General features: G+C 72.1%; 22 protein-coding genes. 5 read left to right on the forward strand and 17 right to left on the reverse strand.

Features of this window, described 5'->3' with window-relative positions; translation table 11 throughout:
* Positions 1-24: 24 nt before the first annotated feature.
* The 3 genes from zwf (at position 25) to pgl (ending at position 3,691) form a co-directional block, all read left to right on the forward strand.
* Entirely contained in the window at positions 25-1,659 is a 1,635-nt protein-coding gene (zwf, locus tag CXR44_RS16545) for a glucose-6-phosphate dehydrogenase (RefSeq protein ID WP_245899207.1), read from the forward strand.
* The gene (locus tag CXR44_RS16550; protein ID WP_101786912.1) at positions 1,659-2,573 is read left to right on the forward strand and encodes a glucose-6-phosphate dehydrogenase assembly protein OpcA; all 915 of its coding nucleotides are present in this window, start codon (positions 1,659-1,661) and stop codon (positions 2,571-2,573) included. The genes zwf and CXR44_RS16550 overlap by 1 nt, the downstream gene beginning before the upstream one ends.
* 344 nt (positions 2,574-2,917) lie before the next feature.
* The gene (gene pgl, locus CXR44_RS16555; protein WP_101786913.1) at positions 2,918-3,691 is read left to right on the forward strand and encodes a 6-phosphogluconolactonase; all 774 of its coding nucleotides are present in this window, start codon (positions 2,918-2,920) and stop codon (positions 3,689-3,691) included.
* A gap of 192 nt (positions 3,692-3,883) precedes the next feature.
* Here pgl and add read toward each other — a convergent pair whose 3' ends face one another.
* The 5 genes from add to CXR44_RS16580 form a co-directional block, all read right to left on the reverse strand.
* Entirely contained in the window at positions 3,884-4,924 is a 1,041-nt protein-coding gene (add, locus tag CXR44_RS16560) for an adenosine deaminase (protein WP_101786914.1), read from the reverse strand.
* A gap of 67 nt (positions 4,925-4,991) precedes the next feature.
* Entirely contained in the window at positions 4,992-5,576 is a 585-nt protein-coding gene (locus CXR44_RS16565) for a TetR/AcrR family transcriptional regulator (protein WP_144069982.1), read from the reverse strand.
* Positions 5,577-5,587: 11 nt separating this feature from the next.
* Positions 5,588-6,457: an oxidoreductase gene (locus CXR44_RS16570; RefSeq protein ID WP_101786916.1), complete on the reverse strand. Its 870-nt coding sequence runs from the start codon at positions 6,455-6,457 to the stop codon at positions 5,588-5,590.
* Positions 6,458-6,511: 54 nt separating this feature from the next.
* The gene (locus tag CXR44_RS16575; protein ID WP_101786917.1) at positions 6,512-7,330 is read right to left on the reverse strand and encodes a hypothetical protein; all 819 of its coding nucleotides are present in this window, start codon (positions 7,328-7,330) and stop codon (positions 6,512-6,514) included.
* Between the two features lie 103 nt (positions 7,331-7,433).
* Positions 7,434-8,456 (reverse strand): GNAT family N-acetyltransferase, encoded by a 1,023-nt coding sequence (locus CXR44_RS16580; protein ID WP_101787007.1) that lies wholly within the window; start codon positions 8,454-8,456, stop codon positions 7,434-7,436.
* A 152-nt stretch (positions 8,457-8,608) separates the two neighbouring features.
* Between CXR44_RS16580 and CXR44_RS16585 the strand changes: the two genes are divergently transcribed.
* Positions 8,609-10,222, forward strand: a complete 1,614-nt coding sequence (locus CXR44_RS16585) for an amidohydrolase (RefSeq protein ID WP_101786918.1) — start codon at positions 8,609-8,611, stop codon at positions 10,220-10,222.
* 229 nt (positions 10,223-10,451) lie between these two features.
* On the opposite strand, the gene CXR44_RS16590 is transcribed toward CXR44_RS16585, so the two are convergent.
* The 5 genes from CXR44_RS16590 to gap all read right to left on the reverse strand — a co-directional run bounded on the left by CXR44_RS16590 (position 10,452) and on the right by gap (position 14,182).
* On the reverse strand, positions 10,452-10,796 hold the full coding sequence (locus tag CXR44_RS16590; protein ID WP_101786919.1) for an RNA polymerase-binding protein RbpA: 345 nt from the start codon (positions 10,794-10,796) through the stop codon (positions 10,452-10,454).
* 84 nt (positions 10,797-10,880) lie between these two features.
* Positions 10,881-11,111: a preprotein translocase subunit SecG gene (secG, locus tag CXR44_RS16595; RefSeq protein ID WP_101786920.1), complete on the reverse strand. Its 231-nt coding sequence runs from the start codon at positions 11,109-11,111 to the stop codon at positions 10,881-10,883.
* A gap of 99 nt (positions 11,112-11,210) precedes the next feature.
* A complete protein-coding gene (gene tpiA, locus CXR44_RS16600) occupies positions 11,211-11,987 on the reverse strand; it encodes a triose-phosphate isomerase (RefSeq protein ID WP_281260280.1) in 777 nt (258 codons plus the stop codon).
* Between the two features lie 3 nt (positions 11,988-11,990).
* Positions 11,991-13,178, reverse strand: a complete 1,188-nt coding sequence (locus CXR44_RS16605; protein WP_101786921.1) for a phosphoglycerate kinase — start codon at positions 13,176-13,178, stop codon at positions 11,991-11,993.
* Entirely contained in the window at positions 13,178-14,182 is a 1,005-nt protein-coding gene (gap, locus tag CXR44_RS16610) for a type I glyceraldehyde-3-phosphate dehydrogenase (RefSeq protein ID WP_101786922.1), read from the reverse strand. Before gap ends, CXR44_RS16605 begins: the two co-directional genes overlap by 1 nt.
* Before the next feature lie 184 nt (positions 14,183-14,366).
* Here gap and CXR44_RS16615 point away from each other — a divergent pair, with 184 nt between their 5' ends.
* Positions 14,367-15,014 (forward strand): hypothetical protein, encoded by a 648-nt coding sequence (locus CXR44_RS16615; protein ID WP_144069983.1) that lies wholly within the window; start codon positions 14,367-14,369, stop codon positions 15,012-15,014.
* A 90-nt stretch (positions 15,015-15,104) separates the two neighbouring features.
* Here the strand turns inward: CXR44_RS16615 and whiA are convergent, their stop codons facing one another.
* From whiA to CXR44_RS16650, 7 genes are all read right to left on the reverse strand, one after another.
* Positions 15,105-16,085, reverse strand: a complete 981-nt coding sequence (gene whiA, locus CXR44_RS16620) for a DNA-binding protein WhiA (protein ID WP_101786924.1) — start codon at positions 16,083-16,085, stop codon at positions 15,105-15,107.
* A 71-nt stretch (positions 16,086-16,156) separates the two neighbouring features.
* Positions 16,157-17,074: a gluconeogenesis factor YvcK family protein gene (locus CXR44_RS16625; protein WP_101787009.1), complete on the reverse strand. Its 918-nt coding sequence runs from the start codon at positions 17,072-17,074 to the stop codon at positions 16,157-16,159.
* A gap of 452 nt (positions 17,075-17,526) precedes the next feature.
* Positions 17,527-18,393 carry an RNase adapter RapZ gene (gene rapZ / locus CXR44_RS16630; RefSeq protein ID WP_101786925.1) on the reverse strand — a complete coding sequence of 289 codons (867 nt, stop codon included), beginning with the start codon at positions 18,391-18,393 and terminating at the stop codon, positions 17,527-17,529.
* A gap of 79 nt (positions 18,394-18,472) precedes the next feature.
* Positions 18,473-20,419: an excinuclease ABC subunit UvrC gene (uvrC, locus tag CXR44_RS16635; RefSeq protein ID WP_101787010.1), complete on the reverse strand. Its 1,947-nt coding sequence runs from the start codon at positions 20,417-20,419 to the stop codon at positions 18,473-18,475.
* A 70-nt stretch (positions 20,420-20,489) separates the two neighbouring features.
* Entirely contained in the window at positions 20,490-20,966 is a 477-nt protein-coding gene (locus tag CXR44_RS16640; protein ID WP_101786926.1) for a Rieske (2Fe-2S) protein, read from the reverse strand.
* 47 nt (positions 20,967-21,013) lie between these two features.
* Complete coding sequence (locus CXR44_RS16645) at positions 21,014-21,499, reverse strand: QcrA and Rieske domain-containing protein (RefSeq protein WP_101786927.1); 486 nt, start codon at positions 21,497-21,499, stop codon at positions 21,014-21,016.
* A 120-nt stretch (positions 21,500-21,619) separates the two neighbouring features.
* Positions 21,620-22,111, reverse strand: coding sequence for a Rieske (2Fe-2S) protein (locus tag CXR44_RS16650; RefSeq protein WP_245899208.1), 492 nt, complete (start codon positions 22,109-22,111; stop codon positions 21,620-21,622).
* Positions 22,112-22,285 lie beyond the last annotated feature (174 nt).

The following is a 22,285-nucleotide window of genomic DNA, read 5'->3' on the forward strand; positions in this document are numbered from 1 at the left end:
CCCGCAGTGCACAGGAGGCTTGAGATGACAGACGTGGCAGAGCCCGCGGAGGAGGCGGGGGCCGCGCAGGGCGGCTCGGCCGTCGCCACCTCCGCCGTCGCCACCTCCGCCGCCGAGGCGGCGACGACGCTGGAGGCGGCCGCCGCCAATCCGCTGCGCGACCCGCGCGACAAGCGGCTGCCTCGGGTGGCGGGGCCGTGTGTGATGGTGCTGTTCGGTGTGACCGGAGACCTGGCCAAACGCAAGCTGCTGCCGGCGATCTACGACCTGGGCAACCGGGGGCTGCTGCCGCCCGGCTTCTCGCTGGTCGGCTTCGCCCGGCGCGACTGGAAGAACCAGGACTTCGCCCAGTTGACGCACGACGCGGTCAAGGCGCACGCCAGGACGCCGTTCCGCGAGGAGGTCTGGCGGCAGATCTGCGAGGGCATCCACTTCGTGCCGGGCGAGTTCTCCGACGACGGCGCGTTCGACGCGCTGGCGATGGCGTTGAAGGAGATCGACGAGACCCGGGGCACGGGCGGCAACTATGCGTTCTACCTGTCCGTGCCGCCGAAGTTCTTTCCCGTCGTGGTGGAGCAGCTCAAGCGGACCGGGATGGCCGACGCGCCGCCCGGCTCGTGGCGGCGGGTGGTCATCGAGAAGCCGTTCGGGCACGACCTGAAGTCGGCGCACGAGCTGAACGAGATCACCACCTCGGCCTTTCCGGAGAGCTCGATCTTCCGGATCGACCACTACCTGGGCAAGGAGACGGTCCAGAACATCATGGCGCTGAGGTTCGCCAACAACCTCTACGAGCCGATCTGGAACCGGAGCTACGTCGACCACGTGCAGATCACGATGGCCGAGGACATCGGCATCGGCGGCCGGGCCGGCTACTACGACGGCATCGGCGCCGCCCGTGACGTGATCCAGAACCACCTGCTCCAGCTCCTCGCCCTCGTCGCCATGGAGGACCCGACCTCCTTCGAGGCGCAGTCGCTGCGCCGCGAGAAGGAGAAGGTGTTCAAGGCGGTGCGGCTGCCGGCCGACCTCGCGGCCAACACGGCGCGCGGCCAGTACGCCGCCGGCTGGCAGGGCGGCGAGAAGGTCGTCGGCTACCTGCAGGAGGAGGGCATCTCGGCCGACTCCACCACCGAGACGTACGCGGCCATCAAGCTGGAGATCGCCAACCGGCGCTGGGCGGGCGTGCCGTTCTACCTGCGCACCGGCAAGCGGCTCGGCCGGCGGGTGACCGAGGTCGCGGTGGTGTTCCAGCGGGCGCCGCACCTGCCGTTCTCCAAGGACGACACCGAGATCCTCGGCCAGAACGCGCTCGTCATCCGGGTGCAGCCGGACGAGGGCATCACGGTGCGGTTCGGCTCCAAGGTGCCGGGCACGCAGATGGAGGTGCGCGACGTCTCCATGGACTTCGCCTACGGCGAGTCGTTCATGGAGTCGTCCCCGGAGGCGTACGAGCGGCTGCTGCTGGACGTGATGATCGGCGATCCGCCGCTCTTCCCGCACCAGCGGGAGGTGGAGCTGTCGTGGAAGATCCTCGACCCGATCGAGGAGTTCTGGGCCACGCAGGGCCAGCCCGAGCCCTACCCCGCCGGGTCGTGGGGGCCGCCGTCGGCGGACGCCATGATGGCCCGTGACGGGCGCGTGTGGAGGAGGCTCTGATGACGACCTTCATGCTGAGCGACACGACGGCCGGCAAGATCTCCAGCCAGCTGACGATGCTGCGCCACCAGATGGGGGCGCCGGCCATCGGCATGGTGCTGACGCTGGTGGTGGTGTGCGAGGAGCGCGACCAGTACGACTCGCTGCGCGCCGCCACCGAGGCGGCGCGCGAGCACCCGTCGCGCATCCTCGTGGTGATCACCCGGGAGACCGACGAGCCCACCCGGCTCGACGCGGAGCTGCGCATCGGCGAGTCCACGCCGGGCGAGGTAGTGGTGCTGCGCCTGTACGGCGAGCTGACCGAGCACGCCGGGTCGGTGGTCAGCCCGCTGCTGCTGCCCGACACCCCGGTGGTGGCGTGGTGGCCCGGTGAGGCCCCCGACGTGCCGTCCGAGGACCCGATCGGGATGCTCGCGCAGCGGCGCATCACCGACGCCAGGGCCGCCGGTGACGACGCCGTCAAGACGCTGGTGACCCGGGCCAAGGGCTACGCCCGTGGCGACACCGACCTGACGTGGGCGCGGCTGACGCCGTGGCGGAGCCTGCTGGCGGCGGCGTTCGACCAGCCCGTCGGCAAGGTGCGCAAGGGCATCGTGGAGGCCATGGGCGGCAACCCGAGCGCGCCGCTGCTGGCGGCGTGGCTGTCCGAGAAGCTCGGATGCCCCGTCAAGGTGGGGGCGTCCGGCGGTCCCGGCCTGACCTCGGTGCGGCTGACGACGAGCGAGGGCGAGCTGTCGATCTCCAGGACCGACGCCCGGCTCGCCACGCTGGCCCGTCCCGGGCGGCCCGACCGCAACGTGGCGCTGGCCCGGCGGCACACTCCCGAGCTGCTGGCGGAGGAGCTGCGACGGCTCGACTCGGACGAGACCTACGAGGCGGCCGTCAAGCGCGTGGCCCGCACCTACCGCGCCTGACCGATCGGACCCGCGCCTACCGCACCTGACCGGTCGGACCCGCAGCGCCGGCTGGAGTCCGACTCGGTCAGACCGGACCAGACCCGGACCCTGGTCCGACCCGGTCTGACGGGACCGTCCCGGGTCCGGCCCGACTCGACCCGGGTCCGGCCCGGGCCGGACCCGGCCTCGGGTCCGACCGCCCATGGCCCGCCCCCCGTGGGGCCGGCCGTGAGCGGACGCCGCGCATCGCGGGCGTCCGTCCCGTCGCGCAGGCGCGGACGGGCGCCCGTTCGGCGGCTCGCCGCCCGGTCCGGCCGTCCTCGTGGACTCCCGGCCCCCGCGGCCGTGAAAGACTGGGCGTCGTGAGCGTTCCCACCATCGTCGTGCACCGCGACGCCGACATCCTGGCCAAGGCCGTGGCGGCGCGGATCATCACCCGGCTCGTCGACGCGCAGTCCGCGAAGGGCTCGGCGTCGCTGGTGCTGACCGGAGGCACGGTCGGCATCGCCACCCTCGCCGCGATCGCCGAGACTCCTGCCCGCGACGCGGTCGACTGGCGGCACCTCGACATCTGGTGGGGTGACGAGCGGTTCCTGCCCGACGGCGACCCCGAGCGCAACGAGACCGGCGCCCGCCGGGCGCTGCTCGACCACGTCGACGTCGACCCGGAGCGGGTCCACGTCATGCTCGGTCCCGACTCGGGCCTGACCGCCGAGGAGTCGGCCGACGCCTACGCCACCGAGCTGCGCAAGGCCGCCCAGCCCGAGGACCACGGCCCCGCGCCGTCGTTCGACGTGACGCTGCTCGGCATGGGTCCCGACGCGCACGTCGCCTCGCTGTTCCCGGGCATGCCGGCGCTGTACGACACGCGCCCGGTGACGGCCGTGCACGGCTCTCCCAAGCCGCCGCCGACGCGCATCTCGCTGACGATGCCGACGATCCAGGCCTCGCGTGAGGTGTGGGTGGTGGCGGCCGGCGCGGAGAAGGCCGGCGCGGTGCGGCTGGCACTGTCGGAGTCGGGGACCATGCAGGTCCCGGCGGCCGGAGCCCGTGGCCGGTCCCGCACGCTGTTCCTCCTGGACCGTGCGGCGGCCGCCAAGATCCCTCCCGGCCTCGGCCGCATAGCCTCCCCCTGACGCCCCGGCGTTCGCCACCCTCGCTTTCCGGGCTCCCCGCTGCTGGCGGCTGACGTCCCTGGCGTCCGTCCCGTGCACGGGCCGGACCGCTCGCGGACGGGCTGGAGAGCCCTCGTGGACGTACCGGAGAGCGCTCGTGGACGCCCCCGGCGCACTCGTGGACGGGCCTGGAGCACTCGCGGACGGGCCCGTTCAGGCCGTGACCAGGGCGTCGATCTCGGCCAGGAGGGCCTGCTTGCGGGCGGCGGGCAGGTAGGAGGCCGAGACTCCGTTGCGGGCGAGTTGGGCCAGCAGCGGCCGGTCGAAGCCGAAGACCCGCGCCGCCACCCGATACTCGTCGGCCAGCGTGGTGGCGAACATGGGCGGGTCGTCGCTGTTGAGCGTGACGAACAGCCCCTCCTCCAGCAGCCGGGGCAGCGGGTGGTCCTCGATGCGGGCCACCTGGCCGGTGCACACGTTCGACGTGGGGCACACGTCCAGCGGGAGTTGCGTCTCGCGCAGGTGCGCCACGAGCCGCTCGTCCTGCAGGCAGGAGATCCCGTGGCCGATGCGTTCGGCGCCGAGGCCGTCGATGACCTCCCAGATCGTCTCGGGGCCGGTCATCTCGCCGCCGTGCGGGACGCTGTGCAGGCCGGCGTTGCGGGCGGCGGCGAACGCGTCGCGGAAGGCGTCCCGGTAGGCCGGGCGTTCCTGCTCGATCCCGCCGATCCCGAAACCTACCAACGCGGCGGGAGGTTCTTGCAGGGCGTGGGCGACGGTCACGTCGGCCGCCTCCACGCCGTACTCGCCGGGAATGTCGAAGATGTAGGCCATCTCCACGCCATGATCGGCCAGTGACCGGCGGGCGCCGTGGTCGAGGGCCTCGGTGACCTCGCGCATCGGCATGCCCACCATGTGGTGGGCGTACGGCGTGACCTGCAGCTCGACGTAGCGGGCGCCCTGGCCGGACAGGTCGCGGGCCAGCCCCGTCACCAGGGTCGCGACGTCCTCCGGCTCCCTGACCAGTCCGTTGACCGCCCGGTAGACGCGGGCGAAGTGCGGGAAGTCGGTGAAGGTGTAGAAGGCGCGCAGCTCCTCCTCGCCGGTGGGCACGCCACCGTCGGGATGGCGGCGGGCCAGCTCCAGGACCGTGGGCACGGACGCGGAGCCGATCAGGTGGACGTGCAGCTCCACCTTGGGCAGCGCGTCGATGAAGGCGTCGGTGGCGGCCTCGGGGCCGGTGTGGAGGGTCATGGCGACGACCCTAGGACGGCCGTCGCCCGAGCCGACAGCTTTTCGGCCCGATTCTCACGGGAAGATGTCAGCTTTGCGGCTCGATGGACCAGGCGCGAAGCAGCGGCAGCAGCGTGCCCGTCACCGTCTCCTCGACGAAGGCCGTGTCGAACGGCGGCCCGACGAAGATCATGCGATGCCAGACGAGCGCCTCGATCACCGCCATGAGCCGGCTCGCCGCCACGGGCTCGGCCAGCTCACCGCGCTTCGCCGCCCGCGCCAGCAGCGCCTCCACCCCCGACAGGTCCTTGCTGTGCATGTGCGCGCGCAGGGTCCTGGCCAGCTCCTGGTGGGAGACGAGCGTGGACGACAGTCCGATGATCAGGGTGTGCTTGCGCTCCACCTGCGCGCACAGCCCGCGGAAGAGCGCCGAGAGGTCACCGCCGAGCGAGCCGGTGTCGTCGTCCGGCGGCGCGTCCATGTCGAGCCGCCCGCAGATGACGTCGGTCACCAGCTCGGGCTTGCCGGGCCAACGCCGGTAGATGGTGGCCTTGCTGGCCTTGGCCCGCCTGGCGATCTGGTCGACCGACATCCGGTCGTAGCCCATCTCCGACAGCAGCTCCAGCGTCGCGTCGAGGATGGCCCTCTCCCGCTCGGGGTCGAGTGGAGCCACGTGCACGTCCTTCACCGATAGGCGATCTCCTCGAATCGTACGCCGGTCAGCTCGGCCGAGACGTCCCACAGCCGGGCGGCCACCTCCGTGGAGCGGGCCGTCGGCGAGGGGGTGAGCAGCTTGGCCCTGGGCCCGACGAACTCGCCGCCCCTGATGTCCGGCGACGTCGCGGCGTACAGGGAGGGCACGGCGCCGGCCTCCGGCGACTGGAGGAACACACCGAGCAGCCACTGCAGCGGCCCGAGCTTGACGATGCGGGTGGCGGTGGCGCCGGGGTGGGTGGCGACGCTGACCAGGTCCACCCCGGCCCGCTGGACGCGCCGCTGGAGCTCCAGGGCGAAGAGCAGGTTGGCCAGTTTCGAGCGGCCGTACGCGCTCATCCGTCCGTAGCCGTGGTCCAGGGCGAGATCGTCGAAGTCGATGCTGCCACGCGCGTGGGCGTCGCTGGAGACCGTGACGACCCGTGCGCCCGGACGTGCCAGCAACCTGGGGAGCAGCAGGCCGGTGAGCGCGAAGTGGCCCAGGTGGTTGGTGCCGAACTGCAGCTCGAAGCCGTCCTTGGTCACGCTCTTCGGGGTCATGCCGACGCCCGCGTTGTTGACGAGCAGGTCCACCTGGTCGACGCCCGCGGCGAACTCCCTGACGGAGGCGAGGTCGGCCAGGTCGAGCCGGGCGTGGTCCACCCGCGCGTCCGGGACCTCCTGCCGGATGCGGGTGACCGCGCCGGCGCCCTTGTCGGCCGAGCGGGCGGTCACGGTGACGCGGGCGCCGCGCCGCGCCAGCTCCAGGGCGGTGGGCAGGCCGATGCCGCTGTTGGCGCCGGTCACGATCGCGCTGCGACCGGTCAGGTCAGGCATGTCGGCAGGGGTCCAGGCTGTCATCACGACTCCAGGGTGCGCAGGTGTACGAAACGGTATCGTACACCTGTGAGCCCGCTACCCCTCCAGACGGTGGCGCGCGCGCCGTTCCTCACGCCGGGCCACCTCCAGCCGCTGCTCGCTCTCGGCCAGGAGACGACGGGCCTTGGCGAGCTTCCGCTCCAGCCGGGCCACCTTCCCGGCCCGCTCCTCCTGCTCTCGCACGGCCTCGGCCAGCGCCGCCTGCCACTCGTGGTGGGCCGCTTCGGCCTCCTGCCGCTGCCTGGCCCTGCGCTCCTCGGCCTCCTGACGGGCGCGGGTCTTCGCGGCCTCCTCCTCGCTCCTGACCCTGCGGCGGGAGGCGGCGGGCTCGGCCCCGGCCTCCCTGGACGTCCCGCCCCCGGGCGGCGCGGCCTTCGCCCGTGCCGGGGCGGCGGGGGCGGGGGCGAAACCGCTGTAGCTGAGCGGTCTGACCAGTCGTCCGGCCCGTACCTGCGCGGCCGCGTCCGCGTCGACCACGGCCGCGTCGAGCGTCTGGTCCACCTCGGCCGCCGCCGCCGGCGACAGTGCGGCGCCCTCCCTGACGAGCCTGCCCACCCGGCCGGACACGGCGCCGCGGCGCCTGGTCAGCTCGGCCAGTGCGCCGGCGTCCTGCTCCTGCCAGGCCCGTCGCAGCTCCTCCCCCAGCTCCAGCAGCTCACCCAGGTCGCCGGGGTGCTCGCGGGCGGCCTTGTTGACCGCCCACGCCGACACCGTGGGCTTGCGCAGCCGGGCGATCTCGCGCGCGAGCCGTACGTCTCCCGCGTCCTTGGCCGCGCGGGCCTCGGCTTCGCGCGCGGCGGTGAACTCCGGCGGCGGGAGCGCGTAGAGCCGGCCGGCCACCTCGTCAAGATCCACCCTGGTGCCATACCCCACCCGGCCCGCTTCGTAGCGCGCCCGCCGCCGAGCGGCGCAGGCACGACCTCCTTCCCCGCGCCGGCGCGGGGCTCACCAGGCCAGGTCAGGCCGAGCTGAGGACGCCGACCGGCAGCCGGCCCTCCACCACCCCCGGGTCGTCCGTGTAGACGAGCGTCGCGCCCAGCGACACCAGCAGCCGGCGCATGCGGGCGTTGTCGGACAGCATGGTCGCCCTGACCTCGGCGTACCCCAGGTCGCGGGCCGCCCCGACGAGCATCCTGGCCAGCACCGAGCCCAGACCGCGCCCCTGCCAGCGGTCCTCGACCAGGATGGCCATCTCGGCGATGCCGGGGTCGGGGGTGAACATCAGGTGCGCCATGGCCACGACCTGCCCGTCGTGCCCGGCGACCAGCGAGTGGCCGCGGCTGCGGTCGCACAGCCGGTCGAACATGCGCGGCGGCAGCGCGGGCATCGAGGTGAAGTAGCGGAACCTGCGCGTCTCCGGCGAGCACCTGTCGTGCAGGTCGCGGATGGCCTCGCGGTAGATCGAGGTGAGCGGCCGGACGCAGACCTCCACGCCGTCGGGCAGCTTGACCGCGCGCTCGGCGCTGCTCTGCTCCGCCGGGGGCTGCGCGAGCCGGGCGAAGGAGGCGGCGCGGGCGGCCTCGGTCAGCGTGAACGGCAGCTGCGACCGGCGCAGCCGGACGGCGCGCCGGGGCGCCACGGGCACGACGAGCTGGGTGGGGTCGGGAAGATCGCTCACGGCATCACCATAGATCCACCGGGCGTCGTCGGCGCGCAGCAGCTCCCCCAGCAGCTCGGGCAGCCGCCACGGCGTCGCGCGCAGACGGGAGGCCAGCAGCAGCGCGCGGGTCGGCTCGTCGGTCAGCTCGTGCGCGGTGGCCTCGACGACCTGGACGCGGCGGCCGCCGGCCGCCTCCAGGGCCTCGCGCACGCTCTCGGGGTTGGCGGGGATGTCGGCGACGAACTCGTCCACCGTGCCGTCGGCGTCGGACTGGACGCTCAGGCCGAGGATGTTGCCGCCCCGCGCGGCCAGTGCCGCTGCGAGGGAGGCCAGCCGTCCCGGCCGCTCGTCCACCGTGGTGCGGATGCGCAAGAATCCCATGCGAACGAGCATGCCGTGGAGCTGTTACGCCTCCGCTAACGTCTCGTTTCATGTAGCGAGATGTCCGACAATAATCGGGTTTCGGTGGATTTGACCGAACAGTTGGAATGCTCGAGTTCGCTGCCGCGAGCTCGACGGCACAGGAGAGCCCCATGAACATCCTTTTCCGTGGCGGGCGCGTCTTCACCGCCAAGGGCGACTTCGCCGAGGCGGTGCTGGTCCGCGACGGGCTGGTCGCCGCGGTGGGCGCCGAGCGGGAGCTGGCGCGGCTCGCGGGCGGCCACGACACCGTGGACCTGGACGGCGGCCTGCTGGTGCCGGGGTTCACCGACGCGCACATCCATCCGGTGCAGGCGGGGCTGGAGCGCGCCAAGTGCGACCTGTCGGAGATCTACGGCCTGGACGCGTACGTGGCCAGGGTCGCCGGCTACGCGGCGGCGAATCCCGGCAAGGAGTGGATCGACGGGGGCGGGTGGGACATGTCGGCGTTCCCCGGCGGGCTGCCCCATCGCACCCAGCTCGACTTCCTCGACCGGCCGGCCTACCTGATCCAGCGCGACCACCACGCCGCCTGGGTCAACACCCGAGCCCTGGAGCTGGCCGGCATCACCCGCGACACCCCCGACCCGGCCGACGGCCGCATCGAGCGCGACCTCGACGGCACCCCCAGCGGCGTCCTGCACGAGGGCGCGATGGACCTGGTCGGCCTGCTCACCCCGCGACCCACGGCCGAGGACCTGGAGGCGGCGCTGGCCGACGCCGAGAGCCACCTGTTCTCGCTCGGCATCACCGGCTGGCAGGACGCGATCGTCGGCTCGTACGCCGGCTCCGACGACCAGCTGCCCACCTACCTGTCGGCCGCCCTGTCCGGCCGGCTGCGAGCGCGCGTGGTCGGCGCGCTGTGGTGGGACCGCACCCGCGGGCTCGACCAGATCGACGACCTGGTCGAGCGCCGGGCCTCCGCCGAGGGCCTCGACCGGTTCGCCGCCACCTCGGTCAAGATCATGCAGGACGGCATCACCGAGAACTTCACGGCCGCGACGCTCGAGCCGTACTGCCTGTGCGGCGGCACGGGCCTGTCGTACGTGGACCCGGGCAAGCTGAAGGAGTACGTGCGCGAGCTGGACCGGCTCGGCTTCCAGGTGCACTTCCACGCGATCGGCGAGCGGGCGGTGCGCGAGGCGCTCGACAGCCTGGAGGGCACCGACCCGGACAACCGCCATCACATCGCGCACCTGCAGATCATCGAGCCGTCCGACGTGCCCAGGTTCGCCGCGCTCGGTGTCACGGCCAACCTGCAGCCGCTGTGGGCCACCCACCACGCGCAGATGGACGAACTGACGCTGCCGTACCTCGGCGAGCCGAGGTCGTCGTGGCAGTATCCGTTCGCCGACCTGCTGGCGCACGGCACCAGGTTCTGCGCGGGCAGCGACTGGCCCGTGTCGAACGCCGACCCGCTGCAGGGGATGCACGTGGCCGTCAACCGTACGGAGCCGGGCGGATCGGTGCACGCCGGCTACCCCACGGCGCAGCAGCCGTTCCTGCCCGGCCAGCGGATCAGCCTGGCGACCGCGCTGACCGCCTACACGGCCGGCTCGGCCTGGATCAACCGCTCCCCCGCCGGTGTCGTCGAGGAGGGACGGCCGGCCGACCTGGTGGTGCTCGACCGCGACCCGTTCGCGCTGCCCCCGGAGGAGATCTGGACCACCGGGGTGCGCCTGACGTTCGTGGCCGGCGAGGCGGTGTATCAGCGAGCCGGCTCCTAGCTCCGCGCGTCGCCCCGGACGCCGCCGCGCCGCACGTGCGCCACGCCGCGGCCGCCGGACGGACGTGCCTCAGATCCGGTGCCGCGGTCGCGGACGGGCGGGCCGGGCGGGCCGGACGGTGGCGGGGGTGAGGCGGACGGCCCCGGGAGGAAGGTCCCGGGGCAAGGCGAAGGGCCCCGGCATGCCGCCGGGGCCCTCACCGTTGATCGTCCCGCGCGGACGTACGGCCCTACCAGGGGGACTTCGTGTTGCGCAGACGTTCGAGCGCCTCTTCCAGGATCGCCTTGCCGTCCTTGTCGCTCCTGCGCTCCTTCACGTAGGCGAGGTGCGTCTTGTACGGCTCGTTCTTGGGCGGCGCAGGCGGGGCCTGCTCGTCCTGACCGGCCGGAAGGCCGCAGCGCGGGCAGTCCCACAGTTCGGGGACCGCGGCGTCGCTGGCGAAACTGGGGCGCGTCTCGTGCATGTTGGCGCACCAGAACGAGACCCGCACTCTCGGAGCTGCCTCGCCGCGCTCGGCCTCCCCCATCGGGCCGGCGCCGACACGGCTGCCACGGATCGCGTTGCCACTACCCACGGATGAACTCCTCGCTCGATCGCCCCGCGAGACACGGGGGGAGAATCACTGTCACGCGCGTTGACCCGCTCGGGGTCCGGTCGCTCAGGGCCTGACCAGCAGGCCGAGCGCGACGATGCAGACGAACCAGATCACGCCTGTGATGACCGTCAACCTGTCGAGGTTGCGCTCCACCACGGACGAACCGCCGAAGCTCGACGAGAAACCGCCGCCGAACATGTCGGACAGACCGCCACCCTTGCCCTTGTGGAGCAGGACGAGCAGGATCATGAGAAGGCTCGCCAGGATGAGGGCGATGGAGATTCCGAGTTCCACGGTATGCCTGTTCCTTCAATGCTCTGTGACGCGTGACGATTCAAACTTGCCTCTAGAGGGTACGGCCTGCTGTCAAGTCGTACCTCCTGAACCGCTCAGTTAGCCGGGCACATCGGAAAAACGGCAGATCTTGACATACTCTCCGGCATCGATGCTGGCACCGCCCACGAGCGCGCCGTCGACATCGGGTTGAGCCATGATCCCGGCGATGTTGCTTGACTTGACCGAGCCTCCGTAAAGGATACGGACCTTGGCGGCCAGTTCGGCGTCGTACAGCTCAGCGAGTCGCTCCCGCAACGCCCCGCAGACCTCCTGGGCGTCCTCGGGAGTGGCCACCTCGCCGGTGCCGATCGCCCACACCGGCTCGTAGGCGACCACTATCGATTGTGCCTGCTCGGCCGGGACCTTGCGCAGCGCGTTCTCCAGTTGCGCCAGGGTGTGCGCCACGTGGCCGCCCGCCTGCCGCACCTCCAGCCCCTCGCCCACGCACAGGATCGGCGTGATCGAGTGGCGGTAGGCGGCCAGCACCTTGGCGTTGACCAGGTCGTCGTCCTCGCCGTGATACTGGCGCCGCTCCGAGTGGCCGATCACCACGTAGGTGCAGCCGAGCTTGGCCAGCATCGCACCCGAGATCTCACCGGTGTAGGCGCCGGCCTCGTGCCGCGACAGGTCCTGCGCGCCGTACACGATGCGCAGCTTGTCGCCGTCGACGAGCGTCTGCACGCTGCGCAGATCGGTGTACGGCGGCAGCACCGCCACCTCGACCTTGTCGAAGTCCTTGTCGTTGAGGGCGAAGGCCAGCTTCTGGACCAGCGCGATGGCCTCGAGATGGTTGAGGTTCATCTTCCAGTTGCCGGCGATGAGCGGCTTTCTCACGTGTCACCCCTCCAGGGCCGCGAGGCCGGGCAGGGTCTTGCCCTCGAGATACTCGAGGCTCGCCCCTCCACCGGTGGAAATGTGGGAGAAACCGTCCTCGGGCAGGCCCAGCCTGCGCACGGCGGCAGCGGAGTCGCCGCCGCCGACCACGGTGTACCCCTGGCAGGCGACCAGCGCCTCGGCCACCGCCCTGGTGCCGCCGGCGAACGCGTCGAACTCGAACACGCCCATGGGGCCGTTCCAGAACACCGTCCGGGCGTCGGCCAGCTTGCTCGCGAACAGCTCGCGGGTCCGGGGACCGATGTCGAGCCCCTCCCGGTCGGCGGGGATCGCGGTGGCCTCGACCACGTCGTACGGCGCGTCGTCGGCGAAGTGCGTCGCCGCCAGCACGTCGACGGGGAGCACCAGGTCGACACCCCGCTTGGCCGCCTCGTCGAGGAAACCGCGCACCTGGTCGAGCTGGTCCTCCTGCAGCAGCGACCCGCCGACCTCGTGGCCCTGGGCCTTGAGGAAGGTGTAGGCCATGCCGCCGCCGATGAGCAGCCGGTCGACCTTGGTCAGCAGGTTGGCGATGACGCCGAGCTTGTCGGAGACCTTGGCGCCGCCGAGCACCACCACATAGGGGCGCTCGGTGTCCTCGGTGAGCCGTCTGAGCACCTCGACCTCGGCGAGCACCAGCCCGCCCGCCGCGTGCGGCAGCATCCGGGGCACGTCGTAGACGCTGGCGTGCTTGCGGTGCACCGCGCCGAAGCCGTCGCCCACGTACAGGTCGGCGAGACCGGCCAGCTTCGCGCCGAACTCGCCGCGCAGCGCTTCGTCCTTGGAGTCCTCACCCGGCTCGTAGCGGAGGTTCTCCAGCAGGGCGACCTGACCGTCCTGGAGCCCTGCCACGGTCGCGCGGGCGCTGTCGCCGACCACGTCGGTGGCGAACGCCACGTCGAGCCCGAGCAGCTCCTGCAGCCGCGCGGCCACCGGCTTCAGCGAGAACTCCGGCTTGACCTGGCCCTTGGGGCGGCCCAGGTGGGCGCAGACGACGACCTTGGCGCCCCGGTCGGCCAGCGTCCTGATCGTGGGCACCGAGGCGCGGATGCGCCCGTCGTCGGTGATCGTCTCCCCGTCCAGGGGGACGTTGAGGTCGGCGCGCACGAGGACGCGCCGACCCCGCACGTCGAGATCGTCGAGCGAGCGCATCAGAGGTCCGCGCCCACCAGCTCGATGAGGTCGACGAGGCGGTTGGAGTAGCCCCACTCGTTGTCGTACCAGCCGACGACCTTGACCTGGTTGCCGATGACCTTGGTCAGACCGGCGTCGAAGATGCAGGAGGCCGGGTCGGTGACGATGTCGGAGGAGACGATGTCGTCCTCGGTGTAGGTCAGGATGCCCTTGAGCGGGCCCTCGGCGGCGGCCTTGAGTGCGGCGTTGACCTCCTCGACCGTGACCTCACGGCCGACCTCGACCGTGAGGTCGGTGGCCGAGCCGGTGGGGATCGGCACGCGCATGGCGAACCCGTCGAGCTTGCCCTTCAGCTCGGGCAGCACCAGGCCGATGGCCTTGGCGGCGCCGGTGGAGGTGGGCACCACGTTGAGGGCGGCGGCGCGGGCGCGGCGCAGGTCCTTGTGGGGGCCGTCCTGGAGGTTCTGGTCCTGCGTGTAGGCGTGGATGGTGGTCATCAGACCCTTCTCGATGGTGAAGGTGTCGTGGATGACCTTGGCCATCGGGGCCAGGCAGTTGGTGGTGCAGGAGGCGTTGGAGATGATCGTGTGGTTGGCCGGGTCGTAGGAGTCGTGGTTGACGCCCATGACGATCGTCACGTCTTCGTTCTTCGCCGGGGCGGAGATGATGACCTTCTTCGCGCCGTTGTCGGCGTGCACCTTGGCCTTGGTCGCGTCGGTGAACAGACCGGTCGACTCGACCACCACGTCGACGCCGAGGTCGCCCCACGGCAGCTTGGCCGGGTCGCGCTCCTCGAAGACCCGGATGGCCTTGCCGTCGACGGTGATCTCCTCGCTGGAGGCCTTCACCTCGTACGGCAGCCGGCCGAGGATGCTGTCGTACTTGAGCAGGTGGGCGAGCGTCGCGTTGTCGGTCAGGTCGTTGACCGCCACGATCTCGATGTCCTTGCCGCTGGCGGCGACCGCACGCCAGAAGTTACGACCGATGCGGCCGAAGCCGTTGACGCCTACGCGGATGGTCACGGGAACCGATCTCCTCAGTACGTGATGGCGGGCTGTTACCTGTACACAACCCTATCGGACCCAAATTGGTTTAGACCACTGCAACCCCCGCCCTGCGTATCCCCATTCGACAGGCGCAATTTGGAGCGTTCGAGTAAAGTGCCCGACTCGTCGGAGTAAATTCGGGCATTCTCTGGGGGCCGAGATGTCACAACGAAGGTCCGGGCTGCTGTCGGGCCTGGTCGTGGGCTTCATCGCCATGCTGCTCGGCGCGGCCGCGTACGCCGCCTGCGCGACCTTCTTCTACCGGTTGCCCCACGAGGCACGCTGGTTCGCCGGCGATCCGGCAGTGGTTTTCCCCGCCGCGCTCTCTTTCGTCGCCGGCCTGGTCATCGGCCTGGCCGCCTGGGCCGTACGGACCAGGAGCCTGCTCCTGCCGATGGCGGCGCTGCTCTACGCGGTCGGGGCACGGGCACTCGGCTCCGTCGCCGGCGCGGTCGGGCTGCGCTGGGAGCAGGGGTTCCCGATAAGCGGGCTGCAGGAGGAGGCCGCCCGTGCCGGCCTCGCGCTGTGGAGCGTCGCGCAGACGTCCTGGCAGTTCTGGGCGACCGTCGGCGCCGCCGCCGTGCCCGCCTTCCTGCTCACCCTGGTGCGCGTCCTGCGGATGCGCCGGAAGACCACGACGGCCGAGACGCGGGAGGCGCGGACGTTGGAGGCGGAGGAACGGCCCGACCCGGAGTACCGCGACCCGTTCGAGCCGCTGCAGCCGCCCAGGCCGACCAGCACCGCCGCCGCCGTCGGCCTCTTCACCCCGCACGACCCGGGCAAGGACGTGCCGCCCGTCACCCGCTGACCTCCGTGGCCGGCCACGCGTCGGGCCTGTCACGCGACAGGCCCGCCCCGGCGACCGCTCGTGTCTCCCCGGACGCCGGGCCGCGCCGGGTCAGGGGGTGAGCATGTCCACCGTGAGATTGGCCTCGGTGTTGGGGATGCCCAGGTCGGAGGCTCGCTTGTCGGCCATGGCCAGCAGCCGCCGGATCCGTCCGGCGATGGCGTCCTTGGTCAGCGGCGGGTCGGCGATCTGGCCGAGCTCTTCCAGCGAAGCCTGCTTGTGCTCGACGCGCAGCCGCCCGGCGACCACCAGGTGCTCCGGTGCCTCGTCGCCCAGGATCTCCAGCGCCCGCTGCACCCGCGCTCCGGCGGCCACGGCCGCCCGGGCCGAGCGTCGCAGGTTGGCGTCGTCGAAGTTGGCCAGCCTGTTGGCGGTGGCGCGCACCTCGCGCCGCATGCGGCGCTCCTCCCAGGCCAGCACGCTGTCGTGGGCGCCCAGCCGGGTGAGCAGGGCGCTGATGGCGTCGCCGTCGCGGACGACGACGCGGTCGACGCCCCGCACCTCCCGCGCCTTGGCGTGGATCTTGAGCCGCCGGGCGGAGCCGACGAGCGCCAGCGCCGCCTCGGGGCCGGGGCAGGTGACCTCCAGCGACATGGAGCGTCCCGGCTCGGTGAGCGACCCGTGCGCGAGGAACGCCCCGCGCCAGGCCGCCTCCGCGTCACACGACGCGCCCGCCACGACCTGGCGCGGCAGCCCGCGCACCGGCCGCCCGTGGTTGTCGATCAGGCCCGTCTGCCGGGCGAGCGCCTCACCGTCGCGGTAGACGCGTACGACGTAGCGTGAGCCCTTGCGCAGCCCGGCGGGCGCGAGGACGAGAACCTCCGCCTTGTGGCCGAACACCTCGCCGATGTCCTTGATGAGCCGTCGCGCGGTGGCGTTGGTGTCGAGCTCCGCCTCTATCACGATGCGCCCGCCCACCAGGTGCAGGCCGCTCGCGAACCGCAGCAGCGTCGAGACCTCGGCCTTGCGGCAGCAGGGCTTCAGCACCGGCAGTCGGCTCAGCTCGTCCTTGACCACACCTGTCATCGCCATAAGCGTTAGTCCTCCCCCATCCAGACCGGCTCACAGCAGTCTCTCGCACCTTCGCGCCGCGCCGACCAGGATCAACGCTTCTGGAGGAAAATCTCGTCCAGGACCGAGGCAAGACGTCGTGGGTCATGCCGGGGAGAGCCGTCGGCGGCGGCCACGTCGGCCAGCACGGCGCGCCCGCCGAGCGCCGCCGCGGCCTTGTCGAGCGCGCCCGGGTCGTCGACCACGCCGGTGTCGGCCAGGATGACGTCGATCGTCAGCTCGGGGGCGTGCTGCCTGAGGACCTCCAGGTGCTGCTGCGGCGAGAAGTCGTCGGTCTCCCCCGCCTGCGGGGCGAGGTTGAGCGTGACGAGCCGCCTGGCCTTGGTGCGGTGCAGCGCCCTGGCCAGCTCGGGCACCTTGAGATGCGGCAGCACGCTGGTGAACCACGACCCGGGCCCGAACACCACCCAGTCGGCCTCCAGCACCGCCTCGACCGCCTCGGGCCGCGCCGGCGGGTCCTCGGGGACGAGCGAGATCGCCTGCACCCGGCCGGGGGTGAGCGCGCACGCCACTTGCCCGCGCACGGTCGAGATGACGCCGTCGAGCTCCACCTCGGCGACGATGTCGAGCGGCACGGACGCCATCGGCAGCACCCGCCCCTGCGCGCCGAGCAGCCGGCCCACCCAGTCGAGCCCGGCCACCGGGTCGCCGAGGAGCTCCCACAGCGCCACGATGAGCAGGTTGCCCACGGCGTGGCCGTGCAGGTCGCCCTCGCTGCGGAAGCGGTGCTGGACCACCTCGCTCCAGGTGATGCCCCACTCGTCGTCGCCGCAGAGCGCGGCCAGCGCCATCCGCAGGTCGCCGGGGGGCAGCACGCCGAGCTCACGCCGTAACCGGCCGCTGGAGCCTCCGTCGTCGGCCACGGTGACGACGGCCGTCAGCGCGCGGGTCACCGCGCGCAGCGCGGACAGCGAGGCGTACAGGCCGTGGCCGCCGCCGAGCGCGACCACCCGCGGCCCGTCCGGCCGCGCCCCGCACCGCGCCGACGACTCGGACGCCAGCACACCGCCCAGCAGCGAGGACCCCGACGAACCCACCCCTTCGGCAGACGACCGCACGTACGGCCCCGGACCCGCGGACGCCACCGCTGCTCCCTCTCCACCGGGGGGCGTCCCGAACGCACCCACCCCCTCGGACAGGGACGGCGTCACAGACGCACCGACCTGCACCCCCGGACCCACCACACCCGATCCGGACGGCGTCACAGACGGACCGACCTGCACCCCCGGACGCACCACACCCGATCCGGACGGCGTCACAGACGCACCGACCTGCGCACCGAGAGCCGACGTCACCCCGGGACCCACCACACCCGATCCGGACGGCGTCACGGACGGACGCGTCACGCCGGGTGCGGGCGGCGCGGACGGACGCGCGGGGTCGAAGCCCCGGCGTTCATCGGTCACTCGCGCCCCACATCCCGGTGGCTCACCTGGACCTCCATCCCCCGGTCGCGCAGCCGGGCGGCGACCTGCTCGGCCATGGCCACGCTGCGGTGCTTGCCGCCCGTGCAGCCCACCGCCAGCGTCGCGTAGCTCTTGCCCTCGCGCGCGTAGCCGGCAGCGACCACCCGCAGGACCTCTTCGTAGGCGTCGAGGAACTCCTTCGCACCCGGCTGGCCGAGCACGTAGTCGCGGACGGGGGTGTCAAGGCCGTTCATCGGCCGCAGGTCGGGCACCCAGTGCGGGTTGGGCAGGAACCGGCAGTCGACGACGAGGTCGGCGTCGACCGGAAGGCCGTACTTGAACCCGAAGGAGACCACGTTGACCCGCAGACCGGGCCGGTCCTCGCCGCCGAAGTAGGCGACGATCTTGTTACGCAGCTCGTGAACGTTGTGCGAGGAGGTGTCGATGACGAGGTCGGCGTTGGCCCGCACCTCGCGCAGGATGCCGCGCTCACGGGCGATGCCGTCGACGAGCCTGCCCTCGCCCTGCAGCGGGTGAGGGCGGCGGACGTTCTCGAAGCGGCGCACCAGCTCCTCGTCGCTGGCCTCCAGGAACACCACCCGCACGCCGACGCCCCGCGCCTCCAGTTCTTCGATGGCGGCGTTGAGGTCGGTGGTGAAGGCGAGGCTGCGCACGTCGACGACGGCGGCCACCTTGTCGGCCGCGAGCTTGACCTTGCCCGCCTCCTCGGCCATGGCGAACAGCAGCCCCGGCGGCAGGTTGTCGATGACGAACCAGCCGAGGTCCTCCAGTGCCTTGGCCGCGGTGCTGCGCCCCGCCCCGGACATGCCGGTGACGATGACGAACGACCGCCCCGCGCTCATGTCGCCGCTCCGGCCACGCGGCTCGGCCCGGCCGTCCCGGTGTGTCCCGGTCCGGGCACCGGCGCTCCCTGGCGCGTCTTCACGGTGACTCCCCCTTCAGCGTCGATGCGATCACCTCGGCGGTCGACGGACCGATGCCGGGGACCTCGCAGATCTCGGCGACGGTGGCTTCGCGCAGCTTCTTCACGGAGCCGAAGTGCTTGAGGAGCGCCTGCCGCCGAGCGGGGCCGAGACCCGGCACGCCGTCGAGTGCGCTCTCCTTCACGGTCTTGGCCCTCTTGGACCGATGGTAGGCGATGGCGAACCGATGCGCCTCATCTCTGACGCGTTGCAGCAGGTAGAGGCCCTCGCTTGAGCGCGGCATGATGACCGGCTGGTCGTCGCCGGGCAGCCACACCTCCTCCAGCCGCTTGGCCAGCCCGCACACGGCGACGTCGTCGATGCCCAACTCGTCGAGAGCTCGCTGGGCCGCGGCCGCCTGGGGGCCGGCGCCGTCGACCACGACGAGGTTGGGCGGGTAGGCGAACTTGCGCGGCCGGCCGGTCTCGGGATCGATCGGGCCGTGCGCCTCCTGCGGGTCGTCGGCGACCGGCTCGCCCGCGGCCAGCTCACCGGTGGCCGAGCGTTCCTCCAGGTAGCGCCGGAACCGCCGCATGATCACCTCATGGATGGCGGCGACGTCGCCCTCCATGGTGCGGACGGCGAAGCGCCGGTATTCGCTCTTGCGTGCCAGGCCGTCCTCGAACACCACCATCGAGGCCACGACGTTCTCGCCCTGGAGGTGGGAGACGTCGTAGCACTCGATGCGCAGCGGGGCCTGGTCGAGGTCGAGCGCGTCGGCGATCTCCTGCAGGGCCTTGCTGCGGGTGGTCAGGTCGCCAGCCCGGCGGATCTTGTGCTGGGCGAGCGACTCCTTGGCGTTGCGCTCGACGGTCTCCATGAGCGCCTTCTTGTCACCGCGCTGGGGCACCCGCACGTCGACGCGGGCGCGGCGCTGCTCGGTCAGCAGCTCGGTGATCGCCTCGGCGTCGGGCGGCAGCGCGGGCACGAGCACCTCGCGGGGCATCGCCTCGGGGCCGGCCTCGCCGTACATCTGCAGGAGGAACTGCTCGACCAGCTCGCCGGGAGTGCTCTCCTCGACCTTGTCGACCACCCAGCCGCGCTGGCCGCGGATGCGGCCGCCGCGCACGTAGAAGACCTGGACGGCGGCCTCCAGCGGGTCCTCCGCCAGGGCGATCACGTCGGCGTCGGTGCCCTCGCCGAGCACGACCGCCTGCTTCTCCAGCGCGCGCTGAAGCGCCTGGATGTCGTCGCGGAGCCGGGCGGCGCGTTCGTACTCCTGCTGCCCGGCCGCCTCGCGCATGTCCTTCTCCAGCCGCCTGATGAAGCGGCTGGTGTTGCCCGCCATGAAGTCGCAGAAGTCCTCGGCGAGCTCGCGGTGCTCCTCGGGGGTGACCCGGCCGACGCAGGGGGCCGAGCACTTGTCGATGTAGCCGAGCAGGCACGGCCGGCCGATCTGGCCGGCCCGTTTGAACACCCCGGCGCTGCAGGTGCGCACCGGGAAGACGCGTAGCAGCAGGTCGACGGTCTCGCGGATGGCCCAGGCGTGGGAGTAGGGGCCGAAGTAGCGGGTGCCCTTGCGCTTGGCGCCGCGCATCACCTGCACGCGCGGGAAGTCGTCGCCCATGGTGACCGCGAGGTAGGGGTAGGACTTGTCGTCGCGGTACTTGACGTTGAAGCGGGGGTCGAACTCCTTGATCCAGGAGTATTCGAGCTGCAGCGCCTCGACCTCGGTGCCGACGACGGTCCAGTCGACGTCGGCCGCCGTGGTCAGCATCGTCTGGGTGCGCGGGTGCAGCGCGGAGAAGTCGGCGAAGTAGGAGTTGAGCCGTTGCCTGAGGCTCTTGGCCTTGCCCACGTAGATCACCCGGCCGTGGGCGTCACGGAACCGGTAGACGCCCGGGGACTCGGGGATGGAACCCGGTCTCGGCCGGAAGCTGAGGGGAGCGCCCGCTGATCTCGCCACGTTCAAAAGCCTAACGGCCCCCACCGACAAGACGGCCGCCGTCCTCCCCGGGAGAACGGCGGCCACGCCCTCACACCAGGGTGATCTGGTCGCCCTCGACGGTGATCTGCACCGCGGGAAGCGGCTTCTCCGCGGGGCCTGCCTTGACGCCGCCGTCCTCGATCGCGAACTTGCTGCCGTGGCACGGGCAGTCGATCAGGCCGCCCTCGACGCTGCCGACGGCGCAGCCCTTGTGCGTGCACACGGCGCTGAACGCCTTGAACTCGCCGGCCGTGGGCTGCGTGACCACGACCTTCTGCTCCTTGAAGATCGTGCCACCGCCGACGGGGATGTCGGCGGTCCTGGCAAGCGCTCCGCCGCCGGGAGCGCTGCTCTCGGCGGCGCTCGGGGCGCCGGACGGGGCCGTGGGCTGCGTGGACTGCTGGGCGGCCGTGGTGCCCGTGTCACCGCTGTCGCCGCCGCCGCAGGCGGCCAGCGCGAGCGTGAGGCCACCGGCCCCGGCGCCCGCGATCACCGTCCTGCGGCTCTTGAGAAGGTCATCCGCCATACGGTCCAGCCAACCGCAGAAAGATGAAAATTTGATGAGACGGAAGATCAGAGAAGCATGATCTTGTCGCCGTCCACCTTGATCTTCTTCTCGGCGAGCGGCCGCTCGGCGGGTCCGGCTGCCACCGAGCCGTCCTCGATCGCGAACTTGCTGCCGTGGCAGGGGCAGTTGATGGTGCCGTTCGAGACGGACGTGACGGCGCAGCCCGCGTGGGTGCAGATCGCGCTGTACGCCTTGAAGTCGCCCGACCCGGTCTGGACGACGACCACCTTCTGGCGCGCGAAGACCTTACCTCCCCCGGAGGGGATGTCGTCGGTGCCGGCCAGCGCCTTGCCCTCGGCCTTGGCCTTCTTCGTCGGCGAGGCGTCGCCCTCGGGGCCCTGCGCCGTCTCGTCGGCCAGGGGTTCCTCGGCCGGCGGCGCCACGCTGGCCTGCGTGGCCGGATCGCCGTAGCCCGCGCACGCGGACAGGACCGCGGCGAGCCCGGTGCCTCCGGCTCCGAGCACGACCGCCCGGCGCGTCGTTTCGGTCATGGTGCGTCCTCCCAGGTTCGGGTCTCACTTCAGGTACGGCCGGAGCCCCGCCGCCGGTTCAGCCTCTCGTGTCCCGATCCCCGCGACCACGCACAATTGCTCACATCACCGCTGGGACGCTCAGACCACGACGATGCCGTCGCCCTCCACCTTCACCTGGTAGGGCGTCAGCGGCCCGGAGGCCGGGCCCTTGAGGCACTTGCCGGTGTCGGCGGCGAACTCGCTGCCGTGGCACGGGCACGTCATCACGTCGTTCTCGGGCGTGCTCACGGCGCACCCGCGGTGCGGGCAGATCGCGCTGAACGCCTTGAAGACCCCCTCGCGCGGCTGCGTGACGACGATCTTCCACTGGTCGACGACCTTGCCGCCGCCCACGGGCACCTCCGCCGTCCTGGCGATGACCTTGCCCTTGATGCCGGGTGCCCGGCCCGGAGCCGGGCCGCCGGAGCCGCATCCGGCCAGCGCCAGCCCGCAGGCCGCGACCCCGGCCGCGCCCAGTGCCTCGCGTCGCCCGAACGCACGCCCGGGCTCGCCGCCGGACGCCCGCCCGCTCGCCGCCGCGTCCAGCTGCCCGAGTCCGGGCATGGCGGAGCCCCGCTCTGAATCGTTCATGTGCTGCCGACCCCTCCGCGTCGCCGCCGACCCCCTGCAGATCTGTCCTTACCTTAGGGCCGCCACCCGCCGGTCCGGTCTCCGGGTGGCCGGGCCCCTGAGCCGCACGGCGAACCCACGCCGGCCGCCCCGCCCGTATCTCGCGCGGCCGGTGGTGTACGTGCGGCGTCCCGC

The sequence above is a fragment of the Nonomuraea indica genome (assembly GCF_002850745.1).
Classification (GTDB): Bacteria; Actinomycetota; Actinomycetes; order Streptosporangiales; family Streptosporangiaceae; genus Nonomuraea; species Nonomuraea indica.

What these genes read in the sequence shown, in the direction of transcription:
- CXR44_RS16650 (WP_245899208.1), bottom strand. Translation starts at nt 22,111, where the DNA reads ATGAACGATTCAGAGCGGGGCTCCGCCATGCCCGGACTCGGGCAGCTG.
- add (WP_101786914.1), bottom strand. Translation starts at nt 4,924, where the DNA reads ATGACCCTCCACACCGGCCCCGAGGCCGCCACCGACGCCTTCATCGAC.
- rapZ (WP_101786925.1), bottom strand. Translation starts at nt 18,393, where the DNA reads ATGAGCGCGGGGCGGTCGTTCGTCATCGTCACCGGCATGTCCGGGGCG.
- CXR44_RS16585 (WP_101786918.1), top strand. Translation starts at nt 8,609, where the DNA reads ATGAACATCCTTTTCCGTGGCGGGCGCGTCTTCACCGCCAAGGGCGAC.
- CXR44_RS16605 (WP_101786921.1), bottom strand. Translation starts at nt 13,178, where the DNA reads ATGCGCTCGCTCGACGATCTCGACGTGCGGGGTCGGCGCGTCCTCGTG.
- CXR44_RS16640 (WP_101786926.1), bottom strand. Translation starts at nt 20,966, where the DNA reads ATGGCGGATGACCTTCTCAAGAGCCGCAGGACGGTGATCGCGGGCGCC.
- CXR44_RS16615 (WP_144069983.1), top strand. Translation starts at nt 14,367, where the DNA reads ATGTCACAACGAAGGTCCGGGCTGCTGTCGGGCCTGGTCGTGGGCTTC.
- zwf (WP_245899207.1), top strand. Translation starts at nt 25, where the DNA reads ATGACAGACGTGGCAGAGCCCGCGGAGGAGGCGGGGGCCGCGCAGGGC.
- whiA (WP_101786924.1), bottom strand. Translation starts at nt 16,085, where the DNA reads ATGGCGATGACAGGTGTGGTCAAGGACGAGCTGAGCCGACTGCCGGTG.
- CXR44_RS16645 (WP_101786927.1), bottom strand. Translation starts at nt 21,499, where the DNA reads ATGACCGAAACGACGCGCCGGGCGGTCGTGCTCGGAGCCGGAGGCACC.
- CXR44_RS16580 (WP_101787007.1), bottom strand. Translation starts at nt 8,456, where the DNA reads ATGGGATTCTTGCGCATCCGCACCACGGTGGACGAGCGGCCGGGACGG.
- CXR44_RS16570 (WP_101786916.1), bottom strand. Translation starts at nt 6,457, where the DNA reads ATGACAGCCTGGACCCCTGCCGACATGCCTGACCTGACCGGTCGCAGC.
- CXR44_RS16550 (WP_101786912.1), top strand. Translation starts at nt 1,659, where the DNA reads ATGACGACCTTCATGCTGAGCGACACGACGGCCGGCAAGATCTCCAGC.